Source organism: Aliirhizobium cellulosilyticum, from assembly GCF_014198105.1.
Taxonomy (GTDB): domain Bacteria; phylum Pseudomonadota; class Alphaproteobacteria; order Rhizobiales; family Rhizobiaceae; genus Neorhizobium; species Neorhizobium cellulosilyticum.
Window position 1 is genome coordinate 635714 of record NZ_JACIGW010000002.1, and the last position, 12668, is coordinate 648381.

13 protein-coding genes are annotated in these 12668 nt (G+C 57.8%); 3 read left to right on the forward strand and 10 right to left on the reverse strand.

Translation table 11 applies throughout. The features are described 5' to 3' along the window. Positions 1-15 precede the first annotated feature (15 nt). The 3 genes from fliN (at position 16) to flhB (ending at position 3009) form a co-directional block, all read left to right on the forward strand. Positions 16-594 carry a flagellar motor switch protein FliN gene (gene fliN / locus GGE33_RS11855; protein WP_148144401.1) on the forward strand — a complete coding sequence of 193 codons (579 nt, stop codon included), beginning with the start codon at positions 16-18 and terminating at the stop codon, positions 592-594. Between the two features lie 33 nt (positions 595-627). After that, on the forward strand, positions 628-1671 hold the full coding sequence (fliG, locus tag GGE33_RS11860; protein WP_148144402.1) for a flagellar motor switch protein FliG: 1044 nt from the start codon (positions 628-630) through the stop codon (positions 1669-1671). A gap of 258 nt (positions 1672-1929) precedes the next feature. Further along, positions 1930-3009, forward strand: a complete 1080-nt coding sequence (flhB, locus tag GGE33_RS11865; RefSeq protein ID WP_183823321.1) for a flagellar biosynthesis protein FlhB — start codon at positions 1930-1932, stop codon at positions 3007-3009. A 12-nt stretch (positions 3010-3021) separates the two neighbouring features. Here the strand turns inward: flhB and visR are convergent, their stop codons facing one another. The 10 genes from visR to GGE33_RS11915 form a co-directional block, all read right to left on the reverse strand. Next, complete coding sequence (visR, locus tag GGE33_RS11870) at positions 3022-3768, reverse strand: transcriptional regulator VisR (RefSeq protein WP_148144404.1); 747 nt, start codon at positions 3766-3768, stop codon at positions 3022-3024. 14 nt (positions 3769-3782) lie between these two features. Further along, positions 3783-4505 (reverse strand): transcriptional regulator VisN, encoded by a 723-nt coding sequence (gene visN, locus GGE33_RS11875; RefSeq protein WP_246435964.1) that lies wholly within the window; start codon positions 4503-4505, stop codon positions 3783-3785. Positions 4506-4812: 307 nt separating this feature from the next. Continuing rightward, positions 4813-6486, reverse strand: a complete 1674-nt coding sequence (gene fliF / locus GGE33_RS11880; protein ID WP_183823323.1) for a flagellar basal-body MS-ring/collar protein FliF — start codon at positions 6484-6486, stop codon at positions 4813-4815. A 142-nt stretch (positions 6487-6628) separates the two neighbouring features. Beyond that, positions 6629-7018: a chemotaxis protein CheT gene (gene cheT, locus GGE33_RS11885; RefSeq protein WP_148144407.1), complete on the reverse strand. Its 390-nt coding sequence runs from the start codon at positions 7016-7018 to the stop codon at positions 6629-6631. Between the two features lie 31 nt (positions 7019-7049). Continuing rightward, on the reverse strand, positions 7050-7607 hold the full coding sequence (cheD, locus tag GGE33_RS11890; RefSeq protein ID WP_148144408.1) for a chemoreceptor glutamine deamidase CheD: 558 nt from the start codon (positions 7605-7607) through the stop codon (positions 7050-7052). After that, a complete protein-coding gene (locus GGE33_RS11895; protein ID WP_112508324.1) occupies positions 7604-7993 on the reverse strand; it encodes a response regulator in 390 nt (129 codons plus the stop codon). Before GGE33_RS11895 ends, cheD begins: the two co-directional genes overlap by 4 nt. After that, positions 7994-9043, reverse strand: a complete 1050-nt coding sequence (gene cheB, locus GGE33_RS11900; protein WP_183823325.1) for a protein-glutamate O-methylesterase CheB — start codon at positions 9041-9043, stop codon at positions 7994-7996. Further along, complete coding sequence (cheR, locus tag GGE33_RS11905; protein ID WP_148144410.1) at positions 9040-9948, reverse strand: protein-glutamate O-methyltransferase CheR; 909 nt, start codon at positions 9946-9948, stop codon at positions 9040-9042. Before cheR ends, cheB begins: the two co-directional genes overlap by 4 nt. Beyond that, positions 9945-10430 (reverse strand): chemotaxis protein CheW, encoded by a 486-nt coding sequence (locus tag GGE33_RS11910; RefSeq protein WP_183823327.1) that lies wholly within the window; start codon positions 10428-10430, stop codon positions 9945-9947. The genes cheR and GGE33_RS11910 overlap by 4 nt, the downstream gene beginning before the upstream one ends. An 8-nt stretch (positions 10431-10438) precedes the next feature. Continuing rightward, on the reverse strand, positions 10439-12667 hold the full coding sequence (locus GGE33_RS11915) for a chemotaxis protein CheA (protein ID WP_183823329.1): 2229 nt from the start codon (positions 12665-12667) through the stop codon (positions 10439-10441). Position 12668: the final 1 nt, after the last annotated feature.

Consider the following 12668-nt stretch of genomic DNA (forward strand, 5'->3'; position numbering starts at 1 on the left):
GGGAATGCTAATTTCATGGCGACAAAGAAGACAGCTTCGACGGAAGAAAATGAACTGAACCCATCGGATTCGGACTTCGATTTCGACAATGCGGTCAACGAACTCCGTGGCGTGATGAAACACGATGCCGACGGTACGGCGCCGGCAGCTGACGACAGTTTCGGCTTCGACTTTCCGGCCGGCGGCGAAACGAACTCCGAATTGCCTTCATTCGGCGATGTTGCCACCACCAGCGATTTTGGCGGTGACAACGACTTCGGGGCAAGCAGCGATTTCGGCGGGAGCAGCGATTTCGACTACTCCATGCCCGAAAGCAAGCCGACTGCTGGCTCGGGGCTTAACAGCAACCTCGATCTCATCATGGATATCCCCATCGATGTTCATGTTGTGCTCGGAACCAGTCGCATTTCGGTGTCGAATCTGATGAACCTTCAGGAAGGCGCCGTCGTGGCGCTCGACAAGAAGATCGGCGAACCGGTCGATATCACCGTCAACGGGCGTCGCATCGCCCGTGGTGAGATCACGGTTCTCGAAGACGACGACACCCGCTTCGGTGTGAAGCTCATTGAAGTCATGAGCTCCAAAACTTCCTGATCCAGGAAGTCGGAAGCAAAGAGGAAAAAGACCATGATGGACTTTGAAGACTTCGGCGGGGCATTGACAGACAAACCTCTTTCCCAGGCGGAAAAGGCAGCAGCAGTGCTGCTCGCCATGGGAAAGAATGTCGCCGGAAAGCTGCTCAAATTTTTCACCCAGGCAGAACTGCAGGCGATCATCGCCGCGGCGCAAACATTGCGCACCATTCCGCCGAATGAACTTGCACAGCTCGTCAACGAATTTGAGGACCTGTTCACCGAAGGTGCAGGCCTTATGGACAACGCCAAGGTCATCGAGAGCATTCTCGAGGCTGGCCTTACCCCGGAAGAAGTCGACAGCCTTCTCGGTCGACGTATGGCTTTCCAGTCTTACGAAGAGTCCATCTGGGACCGGTTGCAGGAAGCCGATCCCGATTTCATCGCGACTTTCCTGATGCGCGAACATCCTCAGACCGTGGCCTACATCCTTTCGATGCTGCCGTCCGGTTTCGGTGCAAAGGTGCTGCTGAAACTGCCCGACGGCCAGCGCGCGGACATCATGAACCGCACGGTGAACCTGAAGAACGTCAACCCGAAGGCGGCGCAGATCATCGAGAACAAGGTCGTCGACCTGATTACCGAGATCGAACGCGAGAAGAACTCCGTCGGCCCGATGAAGGTCGCGGAACTGATGAACGAACTGACCAAGCCCGACGTCGATACGCTGCTCAATTCTCTCGAGGAGATCAGCCAGGATGCCGTTGCCAAGGTTCGTCCGAAGATCTTCCTCTTCGAGGATATTCTCCTCATGCCGCAGCGCAGCCGCGTGCTGCTCTTGAACGACATCTCCGGCGAAGTGCTGACGATGGCGCTCAGAACCTCTTCTGCGCAGCTGCGCGAAAGTGTCCTGTCGTCGATCAGCCCTCGTTCTCGCCGCATGATCGAATCCGATCTGCAGGTCGAGATGCCCGGCACCAATCCGCGCGAAATCGCGATTGCACGCCGCGCCATCGCACAGGAAGCGTTGCGTCTCGCCAATTCGGGCCAGATCATCCTCAAGGATCCCGAAGCCCAGGCAGAGGGAGCGGCGGCCTGAACGAGGCCGTGACACCAATCCCGCGCGCCCGGTTCGGCGCGCGGCACCATATCGGTCGCTGTTGATAACCGCGATACCGCCGGGGCTTAACGATTGCCCCTTTTCGATCCCATGAATAATGTCTGATGACCGCTTGCGTATCGGTGCGGAAACCTAGGGTTTCCTATCGATGCATCGTTATAGGTTTCTGCAGCATCCCTTTTGCGGGGGACGACTGCAGGTTTCGGGGTCTGCTCCAGGGCCGTCAGGAAGGCGCTCGTGTCCGACGATCAGGACAAGGACAGTAAAACAGAAGACCCGACAGAGAAAAAGATCCGGGACGCGATGGCCGAGGGTAATACTCCCTCGTCACGCGAAGTTCCTATCTTCGCGTCCTCTCTCGCCTTCTATATCTATCTGGTCTTCTTCCTTCCGACGGGTGCAGCCAGGCTAGCGGAAACATTGCGCGATTTGCTTGAACAGCCGGATCAATGGCGAATGCAGACCGCCAACGATCTCGTTTCGCTGTTTGTCCGCCTGATGTGGGATGCGAGCGCGATGCTGCTTCCGGTGGCGGTTCTGTTCATCATATTCGGACTGGGGTCCAATTTTGCCCAGCACATGCCTGAATTCGTACTGAAGCGTATCACGCCCCAGTTCAACCGGATATCGCCGGTAAAGGGATGGCAGCGCCTTTTCAGCATGGCGGGACTGGTCGAATTCGGCAAGTCGATGTTCAAGATCATCGTCGTTTCCGTCGTGATGGTTCTGGTTCTGCGCAGCGATTATTTCCGCTCGCTCGATGCCCTCTTCTCCGATCCCCAGGTGATGCTCGTCGAGATGATGGCGATCATGAAGAAAATCATGATCGTAATCCTGTTTGCGACCGGCATTCTTGCCATCGCCGACTACATGTGGACGCGCCATCACTGGTATTCGAACATGCGAATGACCAAGCAGGAAGTGAAGGACGAATTCAAGCAGTCACAGGGCGATCCGCTGATCAAGGCTCGCATCCGCTCCATCGGCCGCGATCGCGCACGGCGGCGGATGATGACCAATGTTCCTCGCGCCACGCTCGTGATCACCAATCCTACTCACTATGCGGTGGCACTCCGTTATGCCCAGGGAGAGAACGAAGCTCCGATCGTGGTCGCGAAAGGTCAGGATCTGGTCGCGTTGAAGATCCGCGAAGTGGCGCAGCAGAACAATATCCCAATCTTCGAGGATCCACCGCTGGCGCGTTCGATGTTCGCGCAGGTCACCGTCGATGGCGTTATCCCGCCGCCCTTCTACAAGGCCGTTGCCGAACTTATCCATCGTGTCTATGCGGCAAGAGCAAAACGCGGCCGGCGATAGCGGCATAAGAAATCAGGTGATGTAGCCGAGCCTGATCGCCTTTGCGATCGCCTGGATACGGTTGACGGAATCAAGCTTGATCGTCGCCGAACCGAGATAGGCATTTACGGTGTGGACCGAAAGGCCGAGCTTTTCGGCAATCTCTTCGCTGATGCGACCATCGCCCGCCAATTGCAGGCAGGCAATTTCCCGCTCACTGAGCGATTCCGCCGGCACGTTGCGCCGCTCGTCCAATGCCAGCAGATCCATCATGATCTGGCAGCTTTCCACATGCTGATCTATCACGGATCCCGCATCAAGCGTGAGATGCTCGGCGAAGAACGCAACGTAACCGTTCCCGAGAGCACCCAAGCGCACGGGGAAAACAACGCCCGAAAATGGCAGCACAGCGCTCTCAAGTCGCCGGATAAGCGGTGTGAACTCGCCGGCATCTATGGTGCTGCCGGAACCATTTCCACTCCATACCAGAGGGAGAAGCGACATCTCGACATGATCGAGCAATGTCTCTTCAAACTCTCCGAGAAGCCGGTTGCTGTTTTCAACCGCGTTCGGTCCCCAGTTCTCCAGTTCGCATACCAGCTTTCGCTTATTCGGAAGCCCGGCTCCCGAGATCCGGAAAACAGCAAAATTACGAGCCTTGAGGCTTTTCTGCATGGCGACGAGTTTCGGAAAGATATCCGATCTGCTTGATCCACGCTGCAAGCGGAGATGTTGAACGCTCCCCGGTCCGTCAGCGGTACCGCCTCGCGAATAGCCCATTCCGTTGCCGCCCTCTATACCAGATTGTTGCGAACCGCGTAGGCGATCGCCTCGGAGCGGGTCTTGGTAGCAGTCTTGCGCATCACGCTAGTGATGTAGTTGTTGATGGTATTTCTCGAAATTCCGAGTATGACCGCAATCTCGTCGCTGGTCTTGCCTTCGGCGATCCAGAAAAGGCATTCCAGTTCTCGTTCGGTCAGCTCGAAATCACGTTCGGTGCGGGATTCCACGCTTTCGACAAAGCTTGCGCCATAGGCGGCAAGAAGCCCAATTTCGCGTAGATGTTCCTGCGAAAGAATGACGCCCTCGACAAACAGAAGCATCAAGGAAAAACGTGTGCGGCCGACCGAAAAGGTCAGGGCGCAATACTGGCGGCTCAATTTTTCAGGCAGGACAATTTCGTCCGGCAAAAGCGCAAAGCTCGGTGTCAGAACGGCGAAACATTTTTCAAGCTCCGTCGACCGCGTGTAGGCACTGGCCAATTCAGAGCCGAGACGACGAACGAGATCGAAGGGCCAGTTCGAGGTCACGATGAAATCGAGACCCTGTTCCTGGATGAGATCGTAACGAGCAAGCAGAAAATGGGACGCCCCGACGTGATCGGCGAGCAATCGCATGATCACCTGCAGATTTTCCGAACCGGCCAAGGCGGAAAGGCGGCGCACCAACTCATTACGAGACATTACTGGAGTGCGATCATTCTCCGGAATAGGGCGTCCTTGCGCCGATACATCCATGCCCGATAACTCCATTCGTTATCTGCTCCTGCTGCGTCGATTAAGACCTCGCCTGAAGAAGCCTATCCGAGTTCCTGTTACCGACACCCGCTGCACCCCTTGCTGAGGGGTTATGAAACCGCCGACGAATCACGGTCAGTTTAAGAGAAGCCCACACAATTGCCATCATGTGCTGGGCGAATTTCCCCAGATGCTGCGGGAGTGTCACATCTTAGGTTAAAGTGACGCAGACGAATTGGTTCCAATTTCCGCAAAAAAGGGCCGGATTTGCATCCGACCCTTTGCATCATGTTTCCGTGATCTACCCTTAGGCTGCTTTTTCGAAGGCCCACTTGCGGAGGATTTTCGCTGCACGCTCTTCGGAAATCTCGACCATGCGGGCAAGACGTTTTTCCGGGCCTTCCTTGACGCGGCGGTTGAAGCCATCGCCTTCGTCGTCGCCCATGAGGTCGTTGCTGCCATCGAAACCGAAGTCTGCGCCGAAACCGTCCATAAGAGCGGGGCTGCCGCCGGCCGGAGAGAAATCGGGCAGTTCCAGGCCGGCACCTTCGCCGATCGTTTCTCCCGATGCGCTCGTACCGGAAACCGTGCGAACCAGAGGGCGCAGGCCAAGCCAGATAACCAGGAACGCGACACCGAGGAAAGCCAGCGAGTTGATGATGCCGCCGAGGTTGCGAGTAAGAACTTCCGTGACGCTCGGGCCGGTAGCGGTTTCTTCAAGCAACTGGCTTTCGAGGAAGTCCATGGCCGTGAGGGTGATCACGTCGCCACGATCCGGACTGATGCCGGCGGCAGAGGTCACGATCTTCTGCATCTCGGCGAGGTAGGCGTCAATCTTGGCCTGATCAGCAGGTTCTCCGACCATCTGAGCGATACGGCCCCTGTTGACCACAACGGCAACCGACACTTTTTCAATCAGATAGCTGTTGCGCGTCGTGGCAATGGTCTTCTGGTTGATTTCGTAGTTGGTCTGCTCTTCACGCTTGTCGGACTTGTCGGAAGACTTCGGCCCGTTATTGCCACCCTGGTCAGGTGCCGCCTGGGGAACATTCTGCTCGACTGTCGATGCGTTGTCGTCAGCCGACTGCTGCGACTGCGCGTTTTCACGCGTCGCGCGGACCGAACGCTCTACACGTGAATTCGGATCGTAAACGGTCTCCTGGGTCTGCTGGCTATCCGTGTTCAGGGCGGCCGTGACGCTGGAGCGGAAATTGTCCATGCCGAGGAACGGCGCGAGAGCCTTGTCGATATTGGTCTCGATTTCGGACTGGACAGACTGGACGATACCAAGCGAGCGGTTGATCTGATTATTGCCACCGTCGTCGCCCGAAGCAAGCAACTGGCCGGTGGAATCGAGAATCGTTACGTCCTCGACGTCGAGCCCGGGAACGGCCGAAGCGACAAGGTGACGAATTGAAGATGCGGCCTTGCGGCCGGTCGACGATCCCGCACGGATCATCACCGAGGCCGTCGGCTTCTGTTGTGCGCGCCGGAAGTTTCCGACATCGGGCATGACGATGTGGACGCGGGCGGCGGAGACGCCGCTGATCTGCTGAATCGATCGGGAAATTTCGCCTTCAAGCGCGCGGACGCGCGTAACTTCCTGCATGAAGGACGTCAGGCCGAGCGAGCCGACATTGTCGAAGAGTTCATAACCTGCGTTGGAACTGTTTGGCAGCCCGCGTTCCGCCAACAGCAGACGCGCCTTGCTGGTGCTGCCGACCGGAACCTGGATGCTTTTGCCGTCGGAACCGACTTCAAAAGCCAGGTTGGCTTCTGCAAGTGCCATGCTGACCTGATTGAGATCGCTGGACTCAAGGTTCACGTAGAGTGTCTCGTAGGCAGGCTTATTAACAAACATCGCGGCGGCAATGACGATCGCGATTGAAATCGCACCTGCAGCGGCCAAAGCAATAAGTTTTGTCTGACCGAGAGATGCCAGATTTCTAGAAATTTGTGAAAATTGAGCTAACAGATTCATTCTGTTCCCACATCGCCGAACACGGTTATAGAGCTACTGCCCAGGCGCACCCTATGAGGCGAAGCTTGTGCGAGCGTTTCGGCAATTTGGAATGTGGGGGTGCAGACGCGAAAGTTTGCGAGCAGCGCGTCAGCCTACAAGATCAGAAGAAGTCGAAGTCGCCTGCTGCCTTGGTCAGCGGCTGCGAGTGACCATGCCGCATGCCGTTCGCCAGAGATCTCTGCATGTCTGCCAGCTTGACGAGGCTGAGCGCCGTGGAAACATCCACCTTCCACTCATTGGGAATGGATCCCGTAATGGTATCGATGAATTCAGCCAGACCGCGCGTTTTCTGCACGGCAAGATCGATGCCCTGCAAGATCTTCATCGTGTCGGGCGACTGCAATACATTCTCTCCGCCCACTTCGAGAATTTGCGGCTCCACCCGCTCGATCAGATATGCAACATCGTGCAATTCGGAAACCAGCCGCATCAGAACATCCGGCAAAGCCTCCTCGAGGGCAGAGATCTGCGGCGTAACAATGTCGTTCATGGCCATTCCAGAATAAGAATTGAGGTGACGATCAGAAGAATTCGATAGCGTTGTCGACTGGCTTGGGTGGCGTGCGGACAGGGCGCTGTTCAAGCGCAACTGTTCTTTGCGTTTCCGCGCCCGTCAGCGGGTATTGTCTGGCACGTCCGTGGACGGGCCAATATTCAAGCTTTCTTCCGTGCTCTCCGCCGGTCGACGAGCCGACAACCTGAATGCCTTCGTCCCTCAGGAACTGCATGGCAAAGGCTGCGTTCTGTTCGCCGACATTCGAGAAGCTTGCGATCGTTTTTGCGCCGCCGAAGACCTTTGCCTCCAGCCGGTCGCGCCGGGCGCCCTTCTTCAGGAGACCGTTGATCAACAGCTCCATCAGATGCACGCCATAGCGCGTCGCATCACCTCCCGATGCCATGGCCCCGCCCGAGCCAGGCAACAAGAAGTGGTTCATGCCGCCGACACCGGCGACTGGATCACGAAGACACGCGGCCACGCACGATCCAAGTATCGTCGACAGGACGACGTCAGGGTCGTCAATGACCTTGTACTCTCCCTGGATGATATGGACGCGCCTGGACGCGATAGCATCATTCATTTTAGGGCTCCGAACACCGCCTCGATAGCGGCCTTCATCTTTTCGATGGTGAACGGCTTGGCGAGAACGTTGTTGGCGCCGAGCTGGGCTGCCTTCTGAACCAGAGCGCGATCGCCCTGAGCCGTCAGGATGATGAAGGCTGCCTTTTTGGTTGCCGGGTTCGAGCGAACGGCCTGCAGGAAACCAATGCCGTCCATGTTCGGCATGTTGAAGTCGGAAATGACCAGGTGATGCGGCTGTTCGGACATGATCTTCATGCCCTGTACGCCATCGCCGGCGGAGGTGATCTGCTTGAAGCCGAGCTGTGTCAGAGCATCGCTGAGCAGCAGGCGGCTGGTAACCTGATCGTCGACGATCAGAACTTTGATTTTTTCAGCGAGAGACATTTATTCGGTACCTTCTTTTCGGGCGGCAGTTAATTTCAAAACTTCTTCTCCAATGGAGCCCAGGGGCAACTGCTGCTCGACGGCACCCAGTTCATAGGCAACCCTCGGCATCCCATAGACCACACAGGTCTTCTCGTTCTGTCCGATAGTGCGTGCGCCGGCGCCGCGCATCTTCAGAAGTCCGGAAGCCCCGTCGCGCCCCATGCCGGTCAGAATGACGCCAACCGCGTTGCGGCCGGCCAATTCCGCAACTGAATCGAAGAGTACATCGACCGACGGCCTATGGCCGTTGACGGGTTCCTTTTCGATCAGCCGGCAGCATGGCGCTGACGGATTTGCCACCTGCATGTGTCGTTCACCACCGGGCGCGAGATAGATCTTGCCGATCTCCAGGCGTGCGCCATCGGTCGCTTCTTCCACTACAGGAGCGCAGATACGATTAAGACGTTCTGCAAAACTTTTCGTAAACGTCGGAGGCATATGTTGAGTGATTACTGTCGGCGGGCAGTTCTGCGGGAACTTTTGCAGCACCGTAATCAACGCTTCCACACCACCGGTAGAAGATCCGATCGCGACAACTTTGCGTCCCACACGGTATTCATGAACCGACATTGGCGGCGCAACCGGAGCCGGCGCGGATGTTGCCGTAAACCTGCGGCCCGAGCGGGCAGCCGCCTTGACCTTTTCGGCAAGATCCATGAACGGACGCCGTTCGCCCGGAGCAGGCTTGCCGACGCAATCGAAGGCGCCGATCTCAAGTGCTGCCAGCGTCGCGTTGGCGCCGTGATGCGTCATCGTCGAGACCATGATGACCGGCATCGGCCGCAGGCGCATGATCTTTTCGAGGAACTCGAGGCCGTTCATGTTCGGCATTTCGATATCGAGCGTGACGACGTCCGGGTTCAGCTGCTTGATTGCGGCACGCGCCTCCATGGCATCGCCGGCCTGACCGATGACGCTAACCTCCGGATCGGAATTCAGCACAGCGGTGATCAGGCCCCGCATAGTGGGGCTGTCGTCCACGACGAGGACGCGTGCGGGCGCGCTCATGCCTTCCTCCCTGCATGCTTTCCGATATAGCGATAGGTGGTGATCCCGATATTGTCGAAGAGATGCTTCGCATCACCCGACACGCGCTCGGAATGGCCGATATAGAGGTGACCGGCATCTGGAAGCAGCGATGCGAAACGGGACCAAATCTTCATCTGCGTCGGTTCATCGAAATAGATGACCACGTTGCGGCAGAAGATAACGTCAAAACCGCCCTTGAATGGCCACTGAGCCATCAGGTTCAGTTCGTTGAAGGTGATCAGCTTCTTGACGCGATCGTCAATCTGGCACTTGCGGCGGCCGTTGATATCGACGTCGCGGAACCATTGCTTGCGCATGGCCGGCGAAATGCTCTCAAGAGCGTTCTCGTCATAGGCACCGGCTCGTGCCGTTTCGAGGATCTTGGGATCGATATCGGTCGCCAGAATACGGAAATCGTAATCGGCGGCGTTCGGGAACATCGCGAGTACGGTAAGCGCGATCGAATAGGGTTCCTGCCCATCCGAGCAGGCAGCCGACCATATGCGCACACGTCCGCCGCTCTTGGCACGGTTGATAAGGCCCGGCAAGACTTCGTCACGCAGATGTTCGAAATGATGGTTCTCGCGGAAGAAGCGAGTGAAATTCGTGGTCAGATGCGACAGCATCTCGCGACGAACAGCTGCGCCTTCCGGCGATGAGACAAGCTCGCAATATTCGCGAAAACCTCTCAAGCCCAGATTGCGGATATGCTTGGAGAGACGCGAATAGACGAGAGAAGCCTTGGAATCGTTGAGATAGATTCCGGCATCGGCATAGATCATTGCAGCGATTTCGGAGAGATCACGGCGCTTCAGCGGATATTCTCCGCTCGCCAATACCTCATCCGGCGACTGCCGGCTATCAAGCGCGCCCAACGGCATCATGCAGCTTCACTTTCCTTGTCGTGAGCTTTCTCGGGGAAAAGGGCTTCCAGCTCGATCAAGCAGATCATTCGCTTGTCGATGGCCAGGATGCCCCTTGCGTATTGCTTCTCCAGGTCCGAGGAGACTTCCGGAACCGGCTGGATATTATCGTCGGTAATCGTAAGGATATCGGAAACGGCCTCGACCAGCAGGCCGACAACCTTGCTCTTCACCTGCGCGACGATGATCACGTGGCGCGGGGTCGGTTCTGTTTCCTTCATGCCGAGCCGGGCCGACATGTCGATGATCGGCAAAACCGCACCGCGCAAGTTGATCACGCCCCTGACATAGGCGGGCGCATGCGGCATCGGCGTGGCCTGGGTCCATCCGCGGATTTCGCGGACGGACATGATGTTCACGCAAAATTCCTGATCGCCGATACGGAAGGCAATAAGCTCCCGGGCACCCTGCGACAGAGACTTTACGGCATAAGATACGCTCATGACCCAGGTTATCCTGCTGCTGCGAGCGACATTTCAGGCTTCAGCGACTGACCGCGAGAAGCACCGACGACCGCATCGACGTCGAGGATGAGCGCCACGCGTCCATCGCCGAGGATGGTTGCGGCGGCGATACCCGGAACGTGGGTGTAGTTCGCCTCGAGCGACTTGATGACGACCTGGCGCTGGCCCTGGATCGCATCGACCATCAGGGCGCGCTGGCCACCGCCTTCGGATTCGACCAGAAGCGCGACGCCATCGACTGGATTGGCCTGGTTGGTGCGGAAGTTGAGGATGCGACCAACATCGACCAGCGGGCAGAACGAGTTGCGGATCGAGATGAGCCGCTGGTTCGCGCCAAAGGAGTGAATGGCAGAGGCTTCCGGCTGGAGCGTTTCAACGATCGCCGTCAGCGGCACGACCAGCGTCTGGCCGGCAACGGTGACGACCATGCCGTCGAGGACGGCGAGTGTCAGCGGCAGGCTCATGGTGAAGGTCGAACCGAGGCCCGGGCGCGAGGAGATCGAGATGCGACCACCAAGTGCCTGGATCGAACGCTTGACGACGTCCATGCCGACGCCGCGGCCGGAGATGTCGGAGATCTTGTCGGCGGTGGAGAAGCCCGGCGCGAAGATCAGGTTGTCGATTTCTTCATCCGAAAGGTTTGCATCGGGGCTGATGAGATCGTTGTCGATCGCCTTCTGCTTGACGCGCTCGCGGTTGATACCGCCGCCATCGTCCTGCAGTTCGATGAGGATGCGACCCGAACGATGCTTTGCGGAAAGCTTGATCGTGCCTTCCGGATCCTTGCCGGCGGCTTCTCGCTTTTCCGGGCTTTCGATGCCGTGGTCGACGGCATTGCGGATCATGTGGGTGAGCGGCTCGGCGATCTTGTCGATGACCGTCTTGTCGACTTCGGTGTTTTCGCCTTCGGTGACGAGGCGGATCTGCTTGCCGACCATGTCGGCCACTTCGCGGACGATACGCGACATGCGCTGGAAGACCGGCTTGACCGGCTGCGCGCGGATCGCCATGACCGAGTCCTGGATTTCGCGGGTGAGCTGCTGCAGCTCTTCCAGACCCATGTTGATCGAGGACACGCCGTTATTGTCGTTCTCGATAACGCTCTGCGAGAGCATCGCCTGGTTGATGACGAGCTCGCCAACGAGGTTGATCAGGCGGTCAACGCGATCGAGATCGACGCGGATCGTCTGGCCGGCCGAAGATGCGGCGGCTGCGGCGTTGTTCTGGGTGGCAGCAGCAGCCGCGGCGGCTGCGGCGGCAGCGCTTTCCTTCTTTTCGACGGCAGCATTGACGGCCTTGACGACGCTCGCAGAAGCTTCTTCCGTCGCAGCGGTCTCGGTCTGCGGGGTCGGCTCGGCCGGCTCGTCGTCCAGTGCAGAGAGATCGAAAGGCACCGGGATCATCGGTAGCTGCTCGCCTTCCGACACTTCGGCCGGCTTGACCTCCAGCTCACAATCCCACTCGGCGAATTCGAAGACCGCACGGACTTCTTCCTCGGACTTCGGCGTGGTGATGGAGATCTTCCAGCCGAAATAGGATGCTTCCGGATCCATGTTTTCCAGCGCGGGAAGCTGATCCATATCGCAGGCAATGCCCATCTCGCCGAAGCGGGAAAGATCGCGCAGCAGAAGCGCCGCTTCGTTGCCCTTGGAATAGAGTTCACGCGTCGGCTTGAAGGTGACTTCGTAGGTGAACTGTTCGACCACTTTCTCTTCTTCGCCGAAACCGTCGAAGGTGAAGGGGATCGGCTGGAAACCGCTGTCGTCAGTCGGCTTTGCAGGAGCAGCAGCAACGGGCTTTGCAGCCTTCGGTGCCTCGGCGGCCGGCAGAGCTTCGCCGTTGGCCAGAGCCTCCAGTTCCTTCACCAGTCCACGCGTACGGCTTTCCTCGACGCTGCCGCCATCACGCGAGCAGGTCACGAGGTCGGCGAGCACGTCGGCCGACTTGAGCATGACCTTCAGGACATCCTGGTTCGGCTCCAGCTTGTTGGAGCGCACGCAGTCCAGCGTGGTCTCGAAGACGTGGGCAAAGGCCACGAGCTCTTCCAGACCGAATGCACCGGCACCACCCTTGATGGAATGAACGGCGCGGAAAACGGCGTTGACCGTCTCGGGATCGCGATCCCCATCGTTCAGCTTGAGAAGACCGGATTCCAGTTCAGCGAGCTGCTCTTCGCATTCCTGAAAAAAGATCTCTTTGATTTCGTTCATATCCATC

Excerpts from the sequence above, each read along its gene's own strand:
- fliN (WP_148144401.1), top strand. The coding sequence starts at position 16 with ATGGCGACAAAGAAGACAGCTTCGACGGAAGAAAATGAACTGAACCCA.
- cheT (WP_148144407.1), bottom strand. The coding sequence starts at position 7,018 with ATGAACGACATTGTTACGCCGCAGATCTCTGCCCTCGAGGAGGCTTTG.
- GGE33_RS11895 (WP_112508324.1), bottom strand. The coding sequence starts at position 7,993 with ATGTCTCTCGCTGAAAAAATCAAAGTTCTGATCGTCGACGATCAGGTT.
- cheB (WP_183823325.1), bottom strand. The coding sequence starts at position 9,043 with ATGAGCGCGCCCGCACGCGTCCTCGTCGTGGACGACAGCCCCACTATG.
- fliG (WP_148144402.1), top strand. The coding sequence starts at position 628 with ATGATGGACTTTGAAGACTTCGGCGGGGCATTGACAGACAAACCTCTT.
- cheR (WP_148144410.1), bottom strand. The coding sequence starts at position 9,948 with ATGATGCCGTTGGGCGCGCTTGATAGCCGGCAGTCGCCGGATGAGGTA.
- GGE33_RS11910 (WP_183823327.1), bottom strand. The coding sequence starts at position 10,430 with ATGAGCGTATCTTATGCCGTAAAGTCTCTGTCGCAGGGTGCCCGGGAG.
- visN (WP_246435964.1), bottom strand. The coding sequence starts at position 4,505 with ATGGATGTATCGGCGCAAGGACGCCCTATTCCGGAGAATGATCGCACT.
- fliF (WP_183823323.1), bottom strand. The coding sequence starts at position 6,486 with ATGAATCTGTTAGCTCAATTTTCACAAATTTCTAGAAATCTGGCATCT.
- GGE33_RS11915 (WP_183823329.1), bottom strand. The coding sequence starts at position 12,667 with ATGGATATGAACGAAATCAAAGAGATCTTTTTTCAGGAATGCGAAGAG.
- cheD (WP_148144408.1), bottom strand. The coding sequence starts at position 7,607 with ATGAATGATGCTATCGCGTCCAGGCGCGTCCATATCATCCAGGGAGAG.
- visR (WP_148144404.1), bottom strand. The coding sequence starts at position 3,768 with ATGGGCTATTCGCGAGGCGGTACCGCTGACGGACCGGGGAGCGTTCAA.